General features: G+C 54.9%; 16 protein-coding genes, 10 tRNA genes, 1 rRNA gene and 2 pseudogenes. 3 read left to right on the top strand and 26 right to left on the bottom strand.

The features are described 5' to 3' along the window. Positions 1-611 precede the first annotated feature (611 nt). Positions 612-983, bottom strand: a pseudogene (locus tag FE781_RS04120) (YybH family protein); the annotation flags it as partial. Positions 984-1,052: 69 nt separating this feature from the next. On the opposite strand from FE781_RS04120, the pseudogene FE781_RS04115 reads away from it, so the two are divergent. Together FE781_RS04115 and FE781_RS04110 are read left to right on the top strand one after the other, a co-directional pair. Beyond that, positions 1,053-1,779: pseudogene (locus FE781_RS04115) on the top strand (IS256 family transposase); the annotation flags it as partial. 461 nt (positions 1,780-2,240) lie between these two features. After that, positions 2,241-2,882: a hypothetical protein gene (locus FE781_RS04110; RefSeq protein WP_138788346.1), complete on the top strand. Its 642-nt coding sequence runs from the start codon at positions 2,241-2,243 to the stop codon at positions 2,880-2,882. A 96-nt stretch (positions 2,883-2,978) separates the two neighbouring features. On the opposite strand, the gene FE781_RS17970 is transcribed toward FE781_RS04110, so the two are convergent. Both FE781_RS17970 and FE781_RS17965 read right to left on the bottom strand, forming a co-directional pair. Next, positions 2,979-3,305, bottom strand: a complete 327-nt coding sequence (locus tag FE781_RS17970) for an ATP-binding protein (RefSeq protein ID WP_281281871.1) — start codon at positions 3,303-3,305, stop codon at positions 2,979-2,981. After that, a complete protein-coding gene (locus FE781_RS17965) occupies positions 3,235-3,489 on the bottom strand; it encodes a hypothetical protein (RefSeq protein ID WP_281281870.1) in 255 nt (84 codons plus the stop codon). Before FE781_RS17965 ends, FE781_RS17970 begins: the two co-directional genes overlap by 71 nt. A gap of 281 nt (positions 3,490-3,770) precedes the next feature. Here FE781_RS17965 and FE781_RS04100 point away from each other — a divergent pair, with 281 nt between their 5' ends. Next, the gene (locus tag FE781_RS04100) at positions 3,771-4,706 is read left to right on the top strand and encodes an HsdM family class I SAM-dependent methyltransferase (RefSeq protein ID WP_246068029.1); all 936 of its coding nucleotides are present in this window, start codon (positions 3,771-3,773) and stop codon (positions 4,704-4,706) included. Here the strand turns inward: FE781_RS04100 and FE781_RS04095 are convergent. The 23 genes from FE781_RS04095 to rrf form a co-directional block, all read right to left on the bottom strand. Then, positions 4,675-4,995, bottom strand: a complete 321-nt coding sequence (locus FE781_RS04095; RefSeq protein WP_138788345.1) for a type I restriction-modification system subunit M N-terminal domain-containing protein — start codon at positions 4,993-4,995, stop codon at positions 4,675-4,677. The two genes, FE781_RS04100 and FE781_RS04095, sit on opposite strands and share 32 nt — an antisense overlap. 370 nt (positions 4,996-5,365) lie before the next feature. Continuing rightward, positions 5,366-6,106, bottom strand: a complete 741-nt coding sequence (locus tag FE781_RS04085) for an AAA family ATPase (protein WP_138788343.1) — start codon at positions 6,104-6,106, stop codon at positions 5,366-5,368. Between the two features lie 53 nt (positions 6,107-6,159). Further along, positions 6,160-6,510 carry a DUF2200 domain-containing protein gene (locus tag FE781_RS04080; RefSeq protein WP_138788342.1) on the bottom strand — a complete coding sequence of 117 codons (351 nt, stop codon included), beginning with the start codon at positions 6,508-6,510 and terminating at the stop codon, positions 6,160-6,162. Between the two features lie 681 nt (positions 6,511-7,191). Then, positions 7,192-9,024: a glutamine--fructose-6-phosphate transaminase (isomerizing) gene (gene glmS, locus FE781_RS04075; RefSeq protein WP_138788341.1), complete on the bottom strand. Its 1,833-nt coding sequence runs from the start codon at positions 9,022-9,024 to the stop codon at positions 7,192-7,194. Positions 9,025-9,861: 837 nt separating this feature from the next. Next, on the bottom strand, positions 9,862-11,208 hold the full coding sequence (gene glmM, locus FE781_RS04070; protein ID WP_138788340.1) for a phosphoglucosamine mutase: 1,347 nt from the start codon (positions 11,206-11,208) through the stop codon (positions 9,862-9,864). 54 nt (positions 11,209-11,262) lie between these two features. Then, a complete protein-coding gene (locus tag FE781_RS04065; RefSeq protein ID WP_138788339.1) occupies positions 11,263-12,603 on the bottom strand; it encodes a CdaR family protein in 1,341 nt (446 codons plus the stop codon). Continuing rightward, on the bottom strand, positions 12,596-13,408 hold the full coding sequence (gene cdaA / locus FE781_RS04060; protein WP_138788338.1) for a diadenylate cyclase CdaA: 813 nt from the start codon (positions 13,406-13,408) through the stop codon (positions 12,596-12,598). The genes FE781_RS04065 and cdaA overlap by 8 nt, the downstream gene beginning before the upstream one ends. Positions 13,409-13,556: 148 nt before the next feature. Then, positions 13,557-14,234 (bottom strand): zf-HC2 domain-containing protein, encoded by a 678-nt coding sequence (locus FE781_RS04055; protein ID WP_138788337.1) that lies wholly within the window; start codon positions 14,232-14,234, stop codon positions 13,557-13,559. 112 nt (positions 14,235-14,346) lie between these two features. Next, entirely contained in the window at positions 14,347-14,925 is a 579-nt protein-coding gene (gene sigW, locus FE781_RS04050) for an RNA polymerase sigma factor SigW (protein ID WP_246068028.1), read from the bottom strand. Next, entirely contained in the window at positions 14,916-15,875 is a 960-nt protein-coding gene (locus FE781_RS04045; RefSeq protein WP_138788336.1) for a DMT family transporter, read from the bottom strand. The genes sigW and FE781_RS04045 overlap by 10 nt, the downstream gene beginning before the upstream one ends. A 142-nt stretch (positions 15,876-16,017) precedes the next feature. Continuing rightward, the gene (gene ppc / locus FE781_RS04040; protein WP_379252595.1) at positions 16,018-18,816 is read right to left on the bottom strand and encodes a phosphoenolpyruvate carboxylase; all 2,799 of its coding nucleotides are present in this window, start codon (positions 18,814-18,816) and stop codon (positions 16,018-16,020) included. Between the two features lie 186 nt (positions 18,817-19,002). Then, positions 19,003-19,704, bottom strand: coding sequence for an N-acetylmuramoyl-L-alanine amidase (locus FE781_RS04035; protein WP_138788335.1), 702 nt, complete (start codon positions 19,702-19,704; stop codon positions 19,003-19,005). 184 nt (positions 19,705-19,888) lie between these two features. Further along, positions 19,889-19,959, bottom strand: a tRNA-Gly gene (locus FE781_RS04030). Positions 19,960-19,971: 12 nt separating this feature from the next. After that, positions 19,972-20,045: transfer RNA gene (locus FE781_RS04025), tRNA-Pro, on the bottom strand. 16 nt (positions 20,046-20,061) lie between these two features. Then, positions 20,062-20,138: transfer RNA gene (locus FE781_RS04020), tRNA-Arg, on the bottom strand. A gap of 1 nt (position 20,139) precedes the next feature. After that, a tRNA-Gly gene (locus FE781_RS04015) sits at positions 20,140-20,214 on the bottom strand. A gap of 1,143 nt (positions 20,215-21,357) precedes the next feature. Further along, positions 21,358-21,437, bottom strand: a tRNA-Leu gene (locus tag FE781_RS04010). 22 nt (positions 21,438-21,459) lie between these two features. Beyond that, a tRNA-Lys gene (locus tag FE781_RS04005) sits at positions 21,460-21,532 on the bottom strand. Positions 21,533-21,538: 6 nt separating this feature from the next. Continuing rightward, positions 21,539-21,610 (bottom strand) — tRNA-Gln (locus FE781_RS04000). Between the two features lie 64 nt (positions 21,611-21,674). Then, a tRNA-Glu gene (locus FE781_RS03995) sits at positions 21,675-21,746 on the bottom strand. Positions 21,747-21,756: 10 nt separating this feature from the next. Continuing rightward, a tRNA-Thr gene (locus FE781_RS03990) sits at positions 21,757-21,829 on the bottom strand. Between the two features lies 1 nt (position 21,830). Next, a tRNA-Asn gene (locus tag FE781_RS03985) sits at positions 21,831-21,906 on the bottom strand. 11 nt (positions 21,907-21,917) lie between these two features. After that, a 5S ribosomal RNA gene (gene rrf / locus FE781_RS03980) occupies positions 21,918-22,034 on the bottom strand. Positions 22,035-22,177 lie beyond the last annotated feature (143 nt).

Genomic DNA, 22,177 nt, shown 5'->3' with positions numbered 1-22,177 from the left:
AGGTTCATTGTAGGACCACTCTTTCGAAAAAGGAAGTACGCACTTGCAAGTGATGTAGTTACTTGCAAGATACTAATGCGACGGATACGGGGTTTTGGCCAAACAAAAAAACACCTGCTTTTCTCAAGCGGAGAAGAAGCAGGTGTTGGTTTATGATAAATTTGCGCGGCTACATTGTACCGGCGAAGTTCGATCTTCGCTTGGGCATAACGGAGTATGTCTTTATTTCCGTGCGCAAGGTTAAAGAATTGGATTTCTCCTTTGTTCCGATGCGTACCCGCCGTCGCCGCGCAAAATAAACGCCTTCTTCGCATTTGCCCTCCTTATGGGCTTCGCCCCGTTATCGTTCATCATCTCTATAAACGGTTTGTTCCAGTTTTTCGATTCTGCGGGACATGCCGATCCATTTGCGGATCACGTAATACACCCCGAATAAGAGCAAAAAGACCACCATAGCAGTTACAATTAGCTCTGGCCAAAAAATGAACCCCATAAGCAGCCCCCTCTGGCGAAGTTTGGGCGGAGAGAATAAAACCGCCTTCGCAACCCGGCACGGCCGCGTTCGATTCTTCATTCCGGTATATTTAGTATATATTGTATTTCCGGTTTTGTCAGGCTCCGGCTATCGGATGTCGGAGGCTGCTCAAATGTTCATGGATTAACTTCCACTGACCGTTCCGTTTGACGAACACATTGGTCGCTCTTCCGCTTCCCGAGACGAACCGTCCCTGATGGTAACCCCGATAATGATAGGTGTACACACAAACAGCCGTATGTTGATCGGCCGCAATCCACTGTACATCCTTCGCCTCGTACACCTCGTCTTGAATGAGATCCCAAGCCCGTTCGAAGTATCGCCGAATATCGTCCAGGGTCGTACAAGATTGATCCGAAAACCAATAAACGGCATGTTCATCAAGAAGTTTTTCGACGTTATCGAAGTGATGCGAATTGGTCGCTTCTATATATCGGTTTAACGCTTCTTAGTAATTCATAAGGCTGCCTCCTGCGATGGTTCGAGTATGAAGATTCGAATAACCGCATTAATACATCGGGTACGCAGCATGGCGCTTGTCGTGGCCATCGGCATCCGGGAAACCGGTGACCGGGAAGTTCTTGGATTTGAGATCGGCATGAGCGAGGACGGCTCGTTTTGGCTTGAGTTTCTACGGAAACTGGTCGCTCGGGGACTTCGAGGGGTACAACTAGCGATTCGTGATGCTCACGAAGGCTTACGCAGAGCGATCGAGCAGGTTCTGGCGGGCGCCACTTGGCGTTGCCGTGTTCACTTCATGCGCAATGTCCTGAGCCAGGTGCCGAAGTCGTCTCAATCGATGGTATCGTCGATCATCCGGACGATTTTTGCGCAGCCGAGCCAAGAGGCGGCTGTAATGCAACTCCGACAAGCCGCCCAGCGACTTCGTGGTAAATTCCCGAAAGCCATGGATATATTGGAGCAGGCAGAAAGCGACGTGCTGGCCTATATGGCCTTTCCCAGGGAACATTGGCGGCAAATTCATTCCACCAACCCGCTGGAGCGTTTGAATCGGGAGATCCGCCGACGTTCGGATGTGGTAGGGATATTCCCGAATCAGGAATCCGTCATCCGACTGATCGGTGCCATTCGAGCAGCAGGATGAATGGACCGTCGCACGCCGTTATTTCAGCCTTGAATCCATGGCCATAGTCGTCCAAGGGGAGCAACTCCCCCTTGTATCCACACACTCTTGCAGAAGTAAATCTGGTTCACGCAGTCGAAATCAATTTTACACCACTTGACGGGACACTACCCAGCACATAGCCGGTGGGGATTCGTTCAACTGTTATTGTTTGTTTAATGATCCCGCTCTGGGCCGAAACTTAAATTAATGTTTTACAACACTGACGACGTCACTCAAATATTATTAAAACAGCATGGATTACGACGATCGAAGCCTATGACAAAAAAGATGGGTAGAAGGACATATCCCCAAATACCATTAACTACCAAAAATAGTTAATTAGCACTAATTTATTCGTAGCATACTAGACTTTTTTTGAATTTTAAGTATACTAATATTTGGAAGTGATAACCGGTTACTGTCTTCCCAGGAACATAATGAGACCAAATATGAACAAAAATACAAATATGAAGATTACGAAGGATAGGAGAAACTTTAGCATACTTCCCTTCATACTCTCCCACCTCCTTCCTTTCTAATCTTTGTATATTTTAATGAAAAAGGAGGCTTAATACAATAATGGCAAAAAAAATAATTTCGATTTTGTTAGTCTTAGTTCTTGTTTTGACAAGTGCGTCTAGCGTCATGGCTCAAAATAAGGATGAATCTCAAGCCCAAAAGCCCCTCACTAAAGAAGAAATACAAAAAATTCATCAAGAATTTGAAAAACATAAAGACAAGCTGCAAGTTACGCCTGAAGAACCGTATAAAGAAGTAAAACTTGATAATGGTTATACGTTGTTTGCATCTATCAAGGAAGTACCTGTCACGGAAAGTAGCTCATCAGAAAATGCTTTGACCACATCAAATGCTTCGGCCGCAGATTATGTTCAACAGACAAAGGAAATCGTATCTTCCCAAGGTGCGAAGAACGCTGTAGGTTGGGTACTCTACCAAATGGATTTCCATACCCGCTGGACTTACGATTATAGCAAAGTGGTAGACGGATACTCCTGGGTCACAGTTTTTAATGGCGCTGTCTGGACATTTAAAGCTAGCAGTGTTTATGGACCTAATAAAGCTAACTACAATATGGAATGGGATTGGACAGGTGCTGCAACTTTTGCCTATATTGTTGCTGGCTATGAATTGTATACCACAACTTTAACTACGTTGCACTTGGTAAGATATGATGGCAGTTATGCATGGCGTTTTGTTTAATTTTGAAATAAGTAGTTCTAAGCTGGCTCCGATTAAGTATCGGTGCCAGCTTTTATTTATATCATGTTACGAGTACTTCATATCTTTACATAGCAGTTAAAAATTTTTGTCGCCGTATTTGACGGCGGCGATCCGAAAGCGGACAAACGGAAGGTCGATGAATTTGCCCATTTTTAATCGCCTCACCCAGTTCACTACCCAGAATGGCTTCCGGTACCCGATCTCATCGATGATGAGCAGATTCGGCTTGGTGAAGATCTTCATTTTCTGTTTCATCGTGTGGTTCTGGCGCGCCTGTTGTAGCGTCTGGATCATGTCATGGGCAGTGATGAAATATACGGTGTACCGCTGCTTAATCGCCTCCAGCGCCAAGGCAACGGCCAGATGGGTTTTCCCGACTCCAGGCGGTCCCAGAAAGATCAAATTCTCCTGATGCTCGATAAACCGCAGGGTGGCCAGATCCGAATGCGGCGTTCATCGATGGACGGCTGGAATCCGAAATTGAATTGGTCCACGTCTTATGGAAAGGCAGATGGGCCATTCGCGTTTTCATCCGGATAAACCGTTCCCGTTTGGCCGCAAGTTCCTCCTGCAGCAGCTTGTCCAAAAACTCCAGATACGATATATTGTGTTTGGCCGCTTCTTCAGCGTGAGTATGGAGGATTTCCGGTATCCGGCTCCATCCGAACTGCCGGAAAGCGTCCTAGAGGCGTTCCTGCAGGAAATTGCACGGTCACCGCCTTATTCAGGAGCTGCTCATAGACGGACAAGTCGCGTTCGGCCACTTCGGGGGTCGCTTGACGAACCATTCGGGGCATGGATTTGGGGACCTTATGCTTAGGTCAAGTCCAAAATTATGTGTAAAATCCCTCAGCTAGAATGGGCTACATGATTCGGGTTACTTTCGAGACAGATTTTGGCCGGCTTTCACGCCATTTCAACTCCGAAGCGATCCTGGGCAAAACGAAAGAAAGAAATGCGATGCTGAAAACGCTCCTGGAGGATTTCGCCAAGCTGGATTTGCGTCCTTCGGTGCTTGAGGATGAGGATATTATCGGGAACGCCTATCGGTACATGATTAGTTTGTTTGCCAGCGATGCTGGCAAAAAGGGCGGCGAGTTTTTTACGCCCGCAGAGGTTTCGGAGCTTCTGGCGAGGCTGGTCAAACCGCAGGAAAACGATCGCATTTACGACCCCACTTGCGGTTCGGGCTCCCTTCTGATTCGGGTGGTCAGACAAGTGCCGAGCCGAAAAGTGGCGGTATATGGGCAGGAACGAAACGGTCAGACTCACTCCCTGGCATTGATGAACATGTATCTGCATGGCATTGACGATGCCAAGATCGAATGGGGCGACACCTTGGCTAATCCGCTTCATTTGGAAGACGGCAAGCTGATGAAATTTCAGGTGATCGTCGCCAATCCTCCGTTCTCGCTCGACAAATGGGCGATGGGTTTCGCGGGGGAAGGCAATAACGACGAGAAGTTCAAAATGGAAGCAAGCCTGGATCCCCATGGTCGATTTGCTTGGGGAGTGCCGCCCGCATCCAAAGGAGATTACGCCTTCGTCCTGCACATACTTCATTCGTTGCCGGAAAATGGCCGTGCGGCGGTCATCCTTCCTCATGGCGTGCTGTTTAGAGGAGCGAGCGAGGCGAAAATTCGGGAAGAAATCATTAAGCATAATTTGTTAGATGCCGTCATCGGGTTGCCAGAAAACTTGTTCTTTGGAACAGGCATTCCTGCTTGCGTGATGGTGTTCAAGAAGAACCGAACGAGAAAAGATGTTCTGTTCATTGACGCATCTGGGGAAGGTGCTTGTTGATGATCACGCCGATTTCAGGATCGTTCCGTTTGCTGTAGATGTAGTCAAACGTGGAGTATTCATCAAGGATAAACCGTTCCCTGGACATTGCCCGCTTAATCCGTTCCTGATCTCCATTGTATCGCTTGGTGTACTCTTCAAGCTTTTCTTTGTATGTATCGCTAAGATATTTCACGAACAACATGACCAGCACGTAGTCCTTGTAAATGCTCGAATCAATTTTTCCCCTGAACGTGTCGCAGGACTGCCAAAGAACCGAGTTGATATAAGCTTGCGATGTTTTTTCCATGTTTGCTCATCACCTTTCAATCATTTTAATAACGGAATGAGTAACCGCCTTATAGAATTTATCCTTTTCAGCCATTAGATGCTGATACAGCCGTTTTTCTTTGCGGTATAATTGCTGTATCTCTGTAATCAACATTTGTTTCGATATATCCAGTTCAGGAATCTCTACCTTCTCTAAATTTTGTTTGTTGGTGCTTGGAACGTTGGTTCTGTTTGGCTCTTCAACAATTCTCCCTTTACTTTGTCCGTGTTCAAATACCATGCGACATAGCCAGGCAGTACATTTCGGTCGTTGATTTCGATGTTGCAAAATATGAAGGAATAAGCAGACCTTCCTGCTCCTTTTCAATCAACACCGCTGGTGCAGTAAACTACTTTTCATCATCACGAAACAGATCTTCCAAAAACTTGTCTGTTCGATTGAGAAACGCTTTTGTAATTTGATAATGCTCCGTATCCTCATAGCTAACGCTCGCGATGGGGACACAATCAAAGCTCCATATCCTGGCTTTCGGGTATCCAAGCAAAATGGGCGAATGTGTCGCGATAATAAATTGAGCATTGCCACTGCTCACCAATTGATGAATGATCCTCAAAAACGCAAGTTGACGGGCTGGGGACAATGCCGCTTCGGGTTCATCCAACAGGTAGATGCCCTTGCCGCCAAATCGATTTAAAAACAAGGATAAAAAAGACTCCCCATGGGATTGCTGGTGTAACGATCTACCGCCGTAACCCTGATAATGGAACGTCGGATCCTCCTTGGCTAACTGGTCAAGATGGGATGCAAAATGATAAAAACTTTCCGCCCTTAAGAAAAACCCTTGCGTCACTTTTGGCATCCAGGACAGACGGATGAAGTCCCCCAATGCGGCATGGGATGAATCCACCTCATGTGCATTGTTTCGCCCGCCGCCCGCCGTATTAAAGCCGCACTGGTACGCGATCGCCTCAAGTAATGTAGACTTTCCCGAACCATTTTCCCCAACGAAAAAAGTGACTGGGCTATCGAAATGCAAGAATTCCAGTTCCCTGATCGCTGGCACTGTGAAAGGGTAGGTTTGAAAATCGGCAATTTTCTCTCTGAGAAGCGTTACACTTCGCAAAAACAAATGAAATCCACGCTCCCAGTGTTGATAATTGCATAAAATCTTAGGCCACCTTATTATTTTCGCAAAATCTTCTCCATCGCTTTTCCCCTAGCTAACTCATCAATCAGCTTATCCAAATAGCGAATTTCCCGCATTGTTGGTTCTTCGATATCTTCCACTCGAACACCGCAAACTACACCTTTGATCAAAGTCCGTGCAGGATTCAATTGGGGAGCTTCCGCAAAGAAGGTCTCAAAGTCTGTCTGTTTTTCCAGATGAACTTCTAACTCTTCCTGGCTATATCCAGTCAACCAACGGATGATTTCATCAACTTCCGATTTTGTACGCCCTTTTTTCTCTGCTTTCGAAATATAATGGGGATAGACTCTTGCGACACTCATTGTATAAATCTGATGTTTGGTCATGATACATCCTCCCTTAATTTTCCAAGCATCAGTTATATCTCATATTTATTGGACAGTTTAGAACCAATAATTTGTTTCTTCCCCCTTACAGGACATTGTATCACATTTTTATAACCATGCTTTATTATGGACATTCATCTAAAATGCTCCCTTATCGACTGTCTCCTTAAGCAATCAAACCGAATTGAACGTGAACATCCCATTTTAATTTCCCTACTATGTCAAGAGAAAATAATTCATGTCCATCCCACTTAAGCCCCACCAAAGCCTCCAATCCCTTGCCGCATAAGGGGGTTCAGGTTTTGAGGAACTAGTTGGTACAAAAAGGGAGGAAAATAAAAATCGTCTGCTAAATTGGAAGGAATTAGGTGATTAGGGAGGATAAAGAAATGGAACGTTGTGAAATGTCCAGGGAAATAATTGAGGGAGTGAGGGGAAAGGGGTAAGGGAAATGACAAAGGGGGAGGGTTAATTGGGACAAAACTTGATTTATCAAACCCTTTTCCCCTTCTACCCTATCCCCTACCCCCTTTCCAAAAGATGAAGCCGAACAGGTGATCAGGGATAAACCCTAACACCGCTCGGCTTCATGGACATGATTTATTGTCCCTGGACAGTTTTTATTTTCCCAGGACGGGATTTAATTGCTATTAACAAAACAACCCACAAATGACTCGCGGATCACTCTACCGTTACGCTTTTCGCCAAGTTGCGCGGCTTGTCGACGTCGTTGCCGCGCGCCAGCGAAGCATAGTACGCCAGCAGCTGCAGCGGGATGACCGCCAGGGCGGGCGTCAGCAGCGCGTGCGTCTGCGGTATCGTGAACACCGTGTTGACCGACTTCGCCAACTCCTGGGCGTAGCGCTCGGACGTGATGCCGAGCACCTTGCCGCCTCGGGCGGTCACTTCCTTGATGTTGCTGACCGTCTTCTCCAGCAGGTCCTCCTGCGTCGCCAGCGCGATTACCGGCACGTTCTCCTCGATCAGCGCCAGCGTGCCGTGCTTCAGCTCGCCGGCCGCGTACGCCTCGGAGTGGATATACGAAATCTCCTTCAGCTTCAGCGAACCTTCCAGCGAGACGGCGTAGTCGACGCCCCGGCCGATAAAGAACAGGTCGTCGTGCTTCGACATGTCTTCGGCGGCCGCCTTGATCGCCTCGGACTGTCCCAGAATCGCCTCTACCTGCTCCGGCAGCGACTTCATGGCCGCAATCATGTCGCGGATAAACGCCTCGTCCTTCGTGCCCAGCACTTGCGCCAGATGCAAGCCGAACAGGTAGAACGCCACCAGTTGCGTCGTATACGCCTTCGTGGAGGCGACGGCGATCTCCGGCCCCGCCCAGGTGAAGAGGACGTCGTCCGCTTCGCGCGCCACCGAGCTGCCGACGACGTTCGTGATCGCCAGCACATGCGCGCCGCAGCGCTTCGCTTCACGCAGAGCCGCCAGCGTATCGGCCGTCTCGCCGGACTGGCTGACGACGATCACCAGCGTGTTCGGCGTGATAATCGGCGAGCGGTAACGGTATTCCGACGCCACGTCGGTCTCTACCGGGATCCGCGCCAACTGCTCGATCACCGTCTTGCCGATCAAGCCGGCATGGTAGGCCGTGCCGCAAGCGACGATATGCACGTTCCGGATGTCGCGGATCTGCTGCTCCGTCATCGTCAGCTCTTTCAGCACGACGCGCGAGCCGTCCGGCGACAGGCGGCTGCCCATCGTATCGCGGTAAGCCTTCGGTTGCTCATGAATTTCCTTCAGCATAAAGTGATCGAATCCGGCTTTTTCCGCGGTCGCGATATCCCAATCGACAGTAAATGTTTCCCGGGAAATAAAATTCCCCTCGATCGTCATCAATTCGACGCCGTCCCGCGTCAGAACCGCCATTTCGCCATCGTTCAGGATATACACGTTGCGCGTATAGTTGAGAATGGCCGGGATGTCCGAGCCGATGAAATTCTCGCCTTCGCCGACGCCGATAATCAGCGGGCTGGCCAGCCGCACCGCGACGAGACGATCCGGCTCATGCTCCGTCAACACGCCCAAGGCATAGGCCCCGCGCATACGCTTGACCGCTTTTTGCACCGCACGGACGATGTCGCCTTCGTACGCGTCCGCCACCAGATGCGCGATAACCTCCGTGTCCGTCTCCGACACGAACCGGTAGCCCTTCGCGATCAGTTCTTCCTTCAGCTCCAGATAATTCTCGATGATGCCGTTATGCACGACGGAAAATTTGACGGAGTTGTCGGTGTGAGGGTGCGAGTTCACGTCCGACGGCTTGCCGTGCGTCGCCCAGCGCGTATGGCCGATGCCGATCGTCCCGACCAAAGGCCGCTCGTTCAGCTTTTCCTCCAGGTTCGCCAGACGGCCGACCGACTTCTTAACTTCCAGCCCGTTCGGCGTAAATACGGCCACGCCCGCCGAATCGTAACCGCGATATTCGAGCTTCTTCAGCCCTTCGATCAACACTTCCTGCGAATTGCGCATGCCAACATAACCCACGATACCACACATGGTTTCTCATCCTCCGATTCAGTTGTCAAAGAGCGGTCTTTCCGTACGTCTGCGTCGAAAAACCGATCAATCTCTACTTGGATATATCGTCGAGCCTGCCGCGAGGCCCTTAAAAGGCAATAATCAAACAGGCTTCTCTGCCCCTTTTTAAAAAAAGGACAAAGCGCCGCTGCGGACACCGATCGCGAACCGTCACCGAAATAACGACGGCCACGCCCTTAAATATCGATGCCTTTTATTTCTGACGGGGCGAACGTTCAACGCCGTTAATGCCGCCGTTAGCCTGAAATGCCGGTAGGACTTGCGGCCGTCTATATTCGCCGCTGTCCCGCCAACCGCACGCTGCCGCGCCGGGAGGTCTTACGCTGCCCCGGCAGCCGCCGTCTCCGCGCCGCACGCGCTTGTTCACGCCGAAGTCTTGTCGGGTCGATCGCTCGACCGTTTTGCCCTTCGGCTTACGGCCATGAACCATGACCGGGAGGTCCCCGCCGATTGTTCCGAACACCTCCACCTCGTCAGCTTCCGCCGTCTCCGCTCGTATCCATCGGGCGCGAATCGCCCTTGCCGTTACCTGCTCCGATACGAACGGCTCGCCGGAAGCTCAGGCGCTTCCTGTCGATTTTCCGCGATCCTCCTTCCCTTCGTAAAAAATCATATCCCCATCTTATTCGTTTTCCGCCCGTCTTGCAACCCGACAGACGACCTTTGGGGGATTTCGTGCGGGAGCCTTCACCCGACCCGGGATATTTCTCGCCCTGATCGGGCAGCCTCAACAGTAACAGGTCAAGCGGACTTTCCCCGTCAATAAACGGGAGAAGTCCGCTGATCCTTGAACGGTTAAGCCAGTTCGCGGCGCACGACGTCGGCGATCGACGACACGATGCGTTCCACCTGCTCCAGCTCGGGCCCCTCCGCCATGACGCGGATAAGCGATTCCGTGCCGGACGGACGAACGAGCACGCGTCCGTTGCCCGCGAATTCCGCTTCGCCGGCCGCGATGGCCGCCACGATCGCGGCGTTTTCCTTCCACCGGGATTTGTCGGCGACCCTGACGTTCACGAGCTGCTGCGGGTACTTGCGCATCAGCGTCTTCAGCTCGCTCAGCGGCTTACCGGAAGCTTTCAGAACCGCCGCCAACTGCAGGCCCGTCAGCATGCCGTCGCCGGTCGTGTTGTAGTCCAGCAGGATCACGTGGCCGGACTGTTCGCCGCCCAGATTGTATCCGCCGCGGCGCATTTCTTCCATGACATAACGGTCGCCGACCGCCGTCTGGGCCGTATTCAGACCGAGCTTCTCGGCCGCTTTGAAGAAGCCGAGATTCGCCATTACCGTCGTGACGATCGTCTCATTGGACAGCTTGCCCGCGCGCCGCATGGCGTCGCCGAGAATGAGCAGGATATAGTCGCCGTCGACGACTTCGCCCTTCTCGTCGATAGCGATCAGCCGGTCCGCGTCGCCGTCGAAGGAGAGGCCGAGATGTGCGCCCCGCTTGACGACTTCCGCCTGCAGCAATTCCGGATGCGTGGAGCCGCAGCCGTCGTTGATGTTCAGTCCGTCCGGCTCCGAACCGATCGTCCATACCTCCGCGCCCAATTCGCGGAACAGCCGCGGCGCCAGTTCCGATGCGGCGCCATGTGCGCAATCCAGCACGATCTTCATGCCGGACAAATCGCCGGCGATCGTCGTCTTCAGGTAGTCCATATACCGGTACTTGGCCTGCTCGTCGTCGCGAACGGTCCCAAGTCCCGCTCCGACCGGACGCGGAAGCTCGTCCTGCTCCGCATCGATCAGCCGCTCGATCTCCAGTTCCGTCTCGTCGAACAGCTTGAAGCCGTCCGCCCCGAAGAACTTGATGCCGTTGTCCTCCACCGGATTATGCGAAGCCGAGATCATCACCCCGGCGTCCGCCTGCAGCAGCCGCGTAAGGTAAGCGACCCCCGGCGTGGACAACACGCCCAGTCGCACGACCGTCGCGCCAATCGACAGCAGGCCTGCGACCAGAGCGGACTCCAACATCGGGCCCGAGATACGCGTATCGCGGCCGATAACGATTAACGGCTTCTCCGATTTCGATTGGGAGGTCAGCACATATCCTCCGCAGCGGCCGATCTTATACGCAAGCTCCGGCGTCAGTTCGCGGTTCGCGACACCCCGCACGCCGTCCGTTCCGAAATATTTCCCCATTCCCCAATACTCTCCTTCAGCAGCATAATCATGATCTCTTGAGGCGAAACGCTGTCACGACGACGGCGACGACTTCGGCGTTGGCGCCGGCGAAGGCGCCGGCGGCGAAGCAGCCCCGTCCGAACCGGACGGTGCCGGCGAAGGCGAATCCGCCCCCCCGCCCGGCGTTCCGCTCGCCGCCGAATCCTTGGCCGCGATCAGCACCTTGACCTGCGGCGGCGGACCAACCGCCTTCACGTAAGCCGGCAAACTCAGCTTCACCGGCACCACGTGCTCGCCGGCCGGCAGATTGCTGACATCGACCAACGCCTGCACATCCTCGACATCCATCGAAGCGAGCCGTTCCGGCGCCCCTTCGACCGTTACGCGAATGACCTGTTCGGCAGGCTCCAGAATCGTCGTGGCGATATTGGTGTTCAGGCCGACCGGCCTCAGCGGCACATTCGCGATCTCTTTCGTCTCCGACGGCACGACCTTGACCGCGAGCTCCAGCTTCGACGGTTCGATCCGCTGGAAGCCTTGCGGCGGGGTTAATTCGACCGTCAGCGTCTCATCCTTCGTGACTCTGGACAAATCAAGCGACGGACCGTCGTAGAACTCGATCTTGTCGAGCGCATCCTGCGGCCCGTAGATCGTCACCTGCTCGACAGCGGGCGTAATTTGCTGCACGGCATAACCAGCAGGCGGTCCCGCGCTTGTCTTGATCCGCAGGGGCACCGTTTTGAACGGCAGCGTGACGGGAACCTCGACGCTGACCACCGCCGGCTCGATCTGGGCCTCGATTGGCCGCGCATTTTTGTCGTAAGCGGTCAGCTTCACTTCCGACTTGACCGCATCCTTCGCCCCGTCGATCCGAATCTCGCCCCGGACCGAATCGACTTCCCCTACCTGATTGCTCGGCACCGTCACGTGCACCCGCAGCGGGTTAATCACCGGCTCTCCGGCCCGATAGCCGGGCGCGGGCGATCCGAGCACATCCACTTGCACCTGCACCTGCTTCTTCTGAATCGCCTCCAGCGTCACGGTCACCGTATCCGGCTCGATCTTCACATTGGCTCCTCTCGGGAAGCCCTCGGCCTTCGGATTCACCTGGTGCGTGCCCGCTCCCAGCTTCGTCAGATCGAGCACGATGCGGTAATTGCCCGCCTTGACTTCCTTGCTGGTGACCGCCCGCACGGTGACGGCGGGCGGCGACATTTCCTTCACGAGGAAATGCTCGTCGTCGTACAGCGGCGTCAGGCTGACGTTATGAATCGTCACCTCGGGCGTAAGCCCGTTGATATCCCCGGGGCCTGTCGTCTGGCTCTGATCCAAACGAACGATCACCCACAAAAATATGCCGATCAATAAAGCGATGACACGCACCGCGTTGCGATTCGACAGAATTTTATCCATCGTGGCCGTTCCTCCGTCTCCAGAACGGTTGCCGCTCTTTGGCCTTGTTGGCAGGCTTCAGTTGCTCGTGCAGCTTGGAAATCAGCGATTCCTCGTCGACGTCCCTCACGATCTGGCCGTTCATCACCAGCGACACCTGCCCCGTCTCCTCGGAGACGACGACGCAGATGGCGTCGGACACCTCGCTCATGCCGATGGCCGCGCGATGCCGCGTACCCAGCTCCTTGCTGATAAACGGGTTCTCCGACAACGGCAGGTAGCAGCCCGCCGCCATCAACTGGGACCCCCGAATGATGACCGCGCCGTCATGAAGCGGCGTATTCGGTATAAACAGATTAACGATCAGTTCGGTGCTGATCTGCGATTGCAGCGTCGTCCCCGATTCGATGTATTCGTTGAGACCCGTCTCCCGCTCGAACACGATCAACGCGCCGATTTTTCGCTTGGCGAGGTAATGCACCGCGCGGATGACGTCCCCGATCTTGCGGGTCGCCTGATCCTCCTCGCTGGTCCGGCCGAACAGCTTACCCCGTCCCAACTGCTCCAGCGCGCGCCGCAGCTCGGGCTGGAATATAATGATGATGGCGAGCACGCCGAAGGTGATCATCTGATCCATCATCCATTTCAGGGTGTTCAATTGAAACCAGGTGCTGAAAGCCCAAGCGAGCAGGACGAGAAATACGCCCCGGAGCAACTGAACCGCGCGCGTCCCCCGAATCAGCATCATCAGCTTGTACACGACGTAGCTGACGATGGCGATATCCACGATATCCTTAATGCCGATGTTCAGTCCCCAGAGCTCCATCGGTAAGTCCCCCATACAAATGTCCAAGCGCCGTTTCGACCCTCGGATTTGTCTCTTCAGTCATCATACCATATTTTCAAGCAAAAACCTCCCCTTAGCAACTCCAGGGAGGTTTTTCCTTCGATTTTGGCCGCTGCCGAAGACGACATTATGAGGAAGGTCCCAGCTTCGACGCCCATCCTTGAATTTTGAACCAGACCCAGTCCAGCGCTCTGTCGATCTCGGAGATATTTCCCGCGATCTGAGCCGTGGACGCAAGCTGGTACGATCCGTCGATGACGACGAGATTGCCGTCCACCTTGCCTTCCACCTCGACATCCCCGTTCTCCACCGTGAGATTCCCGACCGTCTTGCCGGCCGGAACGACAACCTTGCGGTTCTCGATGACGAGCGAATCCAGATGGTCGCCCCGGACAACCAGATCGTCGCCCTGATTCCATATCGCCATGTAGCTTCCGGCCATCACGAGGGCAAAAACGGCGGCTACCGATATGCCCGGATGGCGCCGGAACCAGTTCTGGCGCTTCGCCGGCGTCCGCCGGGATTTCTCCACCCGCTTGGGCCCGGACTGCGAAGACTGAGACTGAACCTGCGGCGCCACGGCCGGCTGCGGCGGCAGCGATGCCATAATCCGATCCTTGAGCCCATGCGGCGCTGGGACGGAGGGCAGCGAACGGATCATGGCCGCCGTTCGACTGAGTTGCCGATAGTGGCCGAGGCATTCCGCGCATTCCTTCAGATGTTCCCGCAAGGCATGGAGCGATTCCTCGGACAAATCGCCGTCCAAATACTCATGCGTCAAGATCCTCGCCTGTTTGCAATCCATGAGCGACCCTCCTTTCTCGTGCTTGTGCATGGCTATGCGTAGGAGTACATACGTTTTTGGCGCCGAAACGGTTTCATCGGCATCGCCCATTTTATCATTTTCGCCAAAGAGGTTACTCGACAAAATCGGAAAGCTCCAGCTTGTTCCGAAGCGCCTCGCGTCCCCGATGCACGCGCGTTTTGATCGTCGTGACGGGCATCCCCATAATTTCCCCGATCTCTTGCAGCGATAGATCATGCAGATAACGAAGGATCACGATCGCGCGATATTTCTCGGGCAGACCGTCGATCGCGCTGCGGATCTGCTCCTGCGTCTCCGTCAGCATCAGCCGGCTCTCCGGAGTCGGCTCGTCGCCCGGAAGCATCGCGTACCAGTCGCTGCCTTCGCCATCCGACAATTCGGCGTCCAGCGAAAAGTTCGCTTTACGCTTGCGGATCCGGTCGATGCACAGATTGGTCGCGATGCGAAATATCCACGTCGAAAACTTCTGTGTCTCGTCATATCGATGCAGATTGGCGTATACGCGCAGGAACGTCTCCTGCACGATATCCTCCGCCTCTTGAGCCTGATACAGCATGCGGTACGCCAGGTGATACAGTTTGTCCTGGTACAGGCCGACCAACTCGGCAAACGCCTCCCGTTCACCCTCCCGTGCCAACCGGACCAGCCGCGCCTCGACACTTATCGACAACGTGATTCCTCCAGACTGGCCGCACCTCGTGCGGTTTCATCGTTCCCCTGTACCGCTCCCCATTGGCTCAGCAGAATGCCGCCCGTAATCAGGGCCATCCCGCCCGCAATCGTCCAACTCAACCGGTCTCCCGTCAGCCAGACGGAAAACAGAATAGCCGCGGGCAGTTCGGCCGAACCGAGCATCGCTGTCATTGCGCCACCGATACGAGGAATACCCATATTAAACAATACGACCGGAACCGCTTGACCCGCAAGAGCCAGAGCGAGTCCCCACAACAGCAAGCTTCCGTCCATCGGCCCCGAAGGGAGCGCAAACGCATGAAGCAGGAGCAAGAGAGGCATCGCCCCCGTCAGCATGATCGCCGATTTGGCGAACGGGTGCATGTCCGGCTCGACCCGTCCCGATGAGATCAGGTACAACGAATACGTCACGGCCGACAGCAGTCCGAATCCGATCCCAGCCGGGTCAGCCGCCCCGCTCCAGCCGCCTTCCTCCAGCAGCCCCGATGCCAGCGGCGTGCCCGCCCACACGCACAAGGCGGCCGCGATCTCCAGGCGAGAAGGTCGCCTCCGCGCCAGAACCGCATCAGCCAGCACAGTCATCCACACGAACTGGAACAGCAGCACAACCGCGAGAGAGGGCGTAAGCGACTGCAGCGACAGATTGATCGCCATCGTCGTGCCGCATAATCCGAAGGCCCCGACAGCCGAGAGCTTGAGCCAGACGATTCCCTTGGGCCGTCCGAAGGAACCCCGGTTGAGCGCGACCAGCGCCCACAGCAGGATCGTGCTGATCGCCGTCTGGACAACCGTCAGCGTAACCGGCTGCCAGCCATAGCCGAGCGCCAGCTTGCTGAGCGGAGACATCAGACCGAAGCTGCAAGCTCCGAGCAGCACCGACAACGCTCCGATTTTTTTGCCCCGGGCAAGATCCTGTCGCCTCGTCATTCCCGGCTCCCCCTCTTGTCACACCGTTTGACGCCGCCAACCCCCATGCCGCCGATTCGAGGTCCCTCCGCAAAAAAGCCGAAGGCACCGACGCATCCGCTGCGCCAATCCCTCCGGCTCCTTCTTCTGGTTGATCACGGGATCAGCCCGTATTACGCAGGCCCGCCGCGATCCCGTTGATCGTCAGCAGCACCTCGCGGAGCAACTGCGCGTCGTCGCCTCCTTGATCGCGCAGAGCGCGCAGCTCCGTAAGAAGCTGAACCTGCATGTAGCTCAGGGGATCGACGTACGGATTGCGCAGCCGGATCGATTCCTGCAGCACAGGGACATTGTCCAAAATTTCCTGTTGGCCGGTAATTTCCAGAATCAACCGGGTCGTCAGCTTGAATTCCTCGCTGATCTGGTTGAAAATCCGGTCCGCGACTTCCCGGTTTTTGATCATGCCCGCATATTCTTTAGCGATCAGCAGATCGGCTTTTGCCAGCGCCATCTGCAAATTATCGACAAGCGTCTGGAAGAACGGCCATTCCCGGTACATCCGCTTGAGCTGGTCCATGCGCGCCGGATCGTCCTGCGCGTAGGAGAGCAAGCCGGAACCGGCCGCGTACCAGGCCGGAAGCAGATAGCGGCTCTGCGTCCACGAGAATACCCAAGGAATCGCGCGCAGATCCTCGAAGCGGTCGCTGTTTTTGCGCTTCGCCGGACGGGAGCCGATGTTCAGCTCGCCAATCTCCGGCAGCGGCGTCGACTCCTTGAAAAATTCGAGGAAGTCCGGATCCCGGAAGATCAGATCCTGGTATTTCTCCTGCGCTTTCTCGGAGATGAGGCGCATGACCGACTCCCACTCCGGATTCGTCAGATCGCTTTGCGGCCGGCGCGCCAGCAAGGCAGCCGTGAGCAGAGCCGATGTCGCCTGCTCCAGACTGCGGTACGCGATGCCCTTGAGCGAGTACCGCTGCGACAGCACTTCGCCTTGCTCCGTAATCTTGATGCCGCCGCCCAGCGTCTCCGGCGGCTGGGCCAAGATGCTGCGGTTCAGCGGCATGCCGCCGCGGCCGAGCGCTCCTCCGCGGCCGTGGAAAAATTTCAGCTTGATGTCGTACGGCTTCGCCGCTTCCGTCAAGCTCTTCAGCGCCATCCGCAGCTCCCAGTTCGCGGTGACGACGCCGCCGTCCTTGTTGCTGTCCGAATAGCCGAGCATGATCTCGTGCAGATTGCCGAACGCTTGCACGCTGCGGCGGTAGGTCGGCAGCTCGAACAGCGTCGTCATAATGCCTGGAGCCGCGTGCAGGTCGTCGATCGTCTCGAACAGCGGCACCGGCTGAATCTGGCAGCAGACGTTGCCGTCGCGGTCGATCCGGTACAAGCCCGCTTCCTTGGCGAGCACCAGCACTTCGAGCAGATCGCTGGCGCTCTGCGTCATGCTGATCAGGTAGCTGCGCACGCACTCGCGTCCGAATTCCTGCTGCGCGCGGAACACCGTATGGTAGACGTCCAGGCATTCCCGCGTGGACGGCGTATACTCGATATAAGCCGAGGTCAGCGGACGCGGATCCTCCAGCAGATCGGAGAGCAGCGCCACCTTGGCTTGCTCCTCCAGCGCGGCATAATCGGCGCAGATGCCCATCTTCGCGAGAATCTCCGCCATCGCCGATTCGTGCTCCTTGCTGTGCTGGCGGATATCCAGCGTCGCCAGATGGAAGCCGAACAGCTCGACCTGACGGATCAGCTTGCGCACGTATTTGTCGGCGACAAAATCGGCGTAATGGCTGCGGAGCGAGCGGTCGATCAATTCCAGATCCGCCTTGAATTCGGCGGGGTTGTTGTACTTCGTCTGCGGTTTTTTGGACGAGTCGGCCGCATTGCGGATTTTCTCCATCATGTACGCGACCTTGATCCGATACGGCTCCTTGTCGTTGCGCCAGACATCCTCGGAACGGAGCTGGATATGCTCGCGGTCGGCCGCGATCGACTCCAGCAGGGACGGATCGACGTTCACGAGGCTGGTGCTGAAGCTAAGATGCTTCATCAGCTTGTGCAAGCCTTCTTCGTATTTCTTGAGCGCCATCGCCCGGTGCAGGCGAAGCGTCTCCTCCGTGACGGCCGCCGTTACGGACGGGTTGCCGTCGCGATCGCCGCCGATCCAGGAGCCGAACCGCAGGAACAGAGGCAGATGCCACTTCTCTCCCGGATAATATTTGGTCAGACAACGCTCCAGTTCCTCATAAACCTCGGGAAGGACGTCAAACAGCGTCTCGTCGAAATAATACAAGCCGTTGCGGACCTCGTCGATCACGGTCGGCTTGCGGTCGCGAAGCTCGTCCGTCTGCCACAGCGTCAGCACTTCGCTTCGGAGATCCTCGCGCAGCGTCTCGCGTTCGCGGTGCGTCAGAGTCGGATCGTCGAGCTCCATCATCTCTTCCGCGATCCGGTGGTGAATATCGAGAATCGCCCGTCGCACCGCTTCCGTCGGATGGGCGGTCATGACGAGTTCCAGCGACATGTTGCTTAGAATTTCCTTCACTTCTTCGGCCGATACGCCTTTGGCCTTCAGATCGGCTGCCGCGCTCTCGATCGACCCCGGCTGAATCGTTTCTCCCGCCGAGCGTTCATAGTCGCGCTTCCGGCGGACGCGGTGGTTCTGTTCGGCGATATTGACCAATTGAAAGTATATGGCGAATGCCCGGATGACTTGATGACGCATCTCCGGAGACAGTCCGACAATCTTGCGTTTAAATTCGGCATACAAATTGCTGTCGAATTGGGCCCGCAGGTTTTTGCTTGTCTCGCGGATGTCTTCGACTAAATTCAACAATTCCTGCCCGCCCTGATGGACGAGCACTTCCCCCAGAATGTTCCCCAGAAATCGGACGTCCCGGCGAAGCAATTGGTTCGAGCTCGCTGTGTTTTTAGCGGCTTCGCTCATCTCTTTCCACCCCATCTTTAAAAACCTCCATATATTTTATCACAGGCGCCCGGTCAAAGGTAGCGGAAAGTTTCTATTTTTGTAACAACTCTGGCAAGTCCGCTCCAGGCGTTTCCTGTCGGGATTTGTCGAATAGATATCCGTTATATCCCGAAAAAAAGCCCATGCCGGCTCGTTCCGGCACAGGCTTTGGACTCCCGTCTACAATTTGCTCATTCGATGCAGCATTGTCCACACTTCTTCCCGCGTAACCGCGTCCTTCGGCCGCGTGCCGTCGCTGATGCCCGCCGTGACAACCCAATCCCTCGCGTCCTTCGCCCAGTCCGACACGCCGCCCTTCGGCTCCGGAACAGGCGACCCAGGCGCATCCGGCAACCCGAACGCGTCGGCTACCCCCTGCGCCGTCGCCTGCGCGAGCTTCTCGATGAAGGCGGGATCGCGCAGATGCGAAGCGTCCGTCGGGTGGTCGATGAACCCGTATTCCAGCAGCGCGGCCGGCATTCGGGTCTCCCGCAGCACGGCGAAGTTCGCCTGTTTCTTCCCTCGGTCGGGCATTCCCTCCGCCGCGAAGACCGCTGCGACCCTGTCGTGGATCGCATTGCGGTAATCGGAGGTGACGCCGGACGTTCCGATGTACGTGTACGATTCGAATCCGGTGCCGCCCCCCGCGTTAATATGAACGCTCAGGAAATAATCCGCGTCCGCCGCGTTGGCGAGATTGGCCCGCTCGGACAGCCCCACGGTCGTATCTGTCGTACGCGTGTAGAGAACATCCGCTCCGCGTTCCCTGACGAGCTCACCGACCCTCGCCGCAATCCGCAGCGTCAAATCCTTCTCCTGAAGCCCGTTGCCTCCCGCCCCGGGGTCGCTTCCCCCATGTCCGGGGTCGATCATAATCTTCATGCGGAATCGCTCCCCTCCGGAATGTTCTCATCATTGTACGCGGCAAGCCGAAGTTTCGGCACGGCTCGCCCGGCCTTTGCCGAACGCCGTCTTCCGCCGCGTGACTTGCGGAAGGATCGACCCGAAGCGCAACCGGTCCGATAAAAACACAAAAACCCTTGATTTCTCAAGGGTTTCTTCGTTAAGCGGGTGATGGGAATCGAACCCACGCTATCAGCTTGGAAGGCTGAAGTTCTACCATTGAACTACACCCGCAAATCTTCCATATCGGGACGACACGATTCGAACATGCGACCCCCTGGTCCCAAACCAGGTGCTCTACCAAGCTGAGCTACGTCCCGGCAGCTTGAATACTGGTGGCGCACCCTGAGAGATTCGAACTCCCGACCTTTTGATTCGTAGTCAAACGCTCTATCCAACTGAGCTAAGGGTGCATGGAGCGGACGACGAGATTCGAACTCGCGACCCTCGCCTTGGCAAGGCGATGCTCTACCACTGAGCCACGTCCGCATACGTATTCACCGATCAGCGTTTTTCGCTTTCGTGTTGCTGCCCGGCGGCGACAACAAATAATATAGCACGATCCAATTCAGAATGCAAATGTTTTTTCGAAGTTTTTTTATTTCGAGTTTTCAGACAGTTGTGGCCTGTTTTCAAGCTTTTTTCACCCATTTTCACGGCATGAACGACCGACCCTTAAACCGATGTTCCGGTAATGGCCAAGCTCTTTTTCCCCGCATATACGTCCCTTCACAGCTCACGAATGCCCTTCAGAGCTTCGGAATCCCTCACAGCGCACCCATAACCCTTTTCCGCTCTTGGATCGGGCTTAACCGGCTGATATGGGCTCGAAGTTTCAGGCGGTACCGAATCCTTCCGTCGCTTCCCGATGCTGTGCATGTGTTTATTGATCCTTATCATGCGCAGGTTCGAACACAGTATGTATGAGCGTCCCAATGCGCTTGAATGATTGATCGGATTGAACTTTCATTCCGTTTATTGCTGCTTCCGTTTAAGCAATACGGGATTAATCAAGGGACGGCGCAGGGCCATCCGGAATGGCCTTGATCAGAGAAGAGGGATAACCAATATCCGTTTAAGAACATACCGGCCTCCAGCCATTCAAGCAAGCGGGGAAACCGCCCATCTGTCGGATGATTTCCCTTCTTGTGGCATGAAGCTGGTTCGTTCCCGATCCGCCCCAGCGGATACGCTCTGAAGGGACTGACCATATTACTTACGTTACGTCGGATACAGACTGCGGAGTTTGCTCGGGAAGAGGGCCGTCCATACCCGGCCGAGGCTGTTAACGATATAAAATATCGGTAACGCGGCCGTGCCGACCTCGCCGTACTCGCTTAGCGTTACAGAATATCGCTAACGCCGGGAAAACATCGGAAAAAGCAGGGGAAACCGGCCCTTTGACGATATTTATTATCGCTAACTTCCTTCACGGCAGACGAATTTCCGGCAGTAGCGATAAAAAATATCGCCAGAAGATCCCGTGGGACGCGCGGATGGGCGAGCGGGTCACGTTGCGTGGTCTCGAGCACCGGCACGACCGGGTGGATTCGCGCGAGTGCCGAAGGGTACCCCAAGAAAATTCTTCAAAAAATAAAAAACCCTTGATGTCCAAGGGCTTTCGGTACGGTATGCGCGTAGAGGGACTTGAACCCCCACGGTCTCCCGCCAGATCCTAAGTCTGGTGCGTCTGCCAATTCCGCCATACGCGCTTATTCGCAGAAATAAAAAAAGTGAGCCATGTAGGACTCGAACCTACGACACCCTGATTAAAAGTCAGGTGCTCTACCAACTGAGCTAATGGCTCGCAAAGCTGGGGATCTAGGATTCGAACCTAGGCATGACGGAGTCAAAGTCCGTTGCCTTACCGCTTGGCTAATCCCCAATGATTGTATTAGAGTGACTCGGTGATCGATTTTTTATACGATCGAGCCAAATAAAAAATTGAATGACCCGTAGGGGATTCGAACCCCTGTTACCTCCGTGAAAGGGAGGTGTCTTAACCCCTTGACCAACGGGCCCCATTATGTAAGCTTCCAACCGGGATCGAACCGGTGACCTCATCCTTACCATGGATGCACTCTACCTACTGAGCTATGGAAGCATGGCTCCCCGAACAGGACTCGAACCTGTGACAACTCGGTTAACAGCCGAGTGCTCTACCGACTGAGCTATCGGGGAATAGAATCATCGCTTGGCAGCGTCCTACTCTCCCAGGACCCTTCGGTCCAAGTACCATCGGCGCTGGAGGGCTTAACGGTCGTGTTCGGGATGGGTACGCGTGGTTCCCCTCCGCCATCGCCACCAAACGCTCAGCGTTGCACGCTGAAAACTGGATGCGAACTTATCGTTTCTGCTTCCGCTGCCGCTCGCTGCGGCTCGCCAGATGAAACCCTCGACCGATTAGTATTCGTCAGCTCCACGCGTTGCCGCGCTTCCACCTCGAACCTAT

Source organism: Paenibacillus thermoaerophilus (genome assembly GCF_005938195.1).
Taxonomy (GTDB): domain Bacteria; phylum Bacillota; class Bacilli; order Paenibacillales; family Reconciliibacillaceae; genus Paenibacillus_W; species Paenibacillus_W thermoaerophilus.
This window is presented reverse-complemented; position numbering and strand designations above follow the sequence as displayed.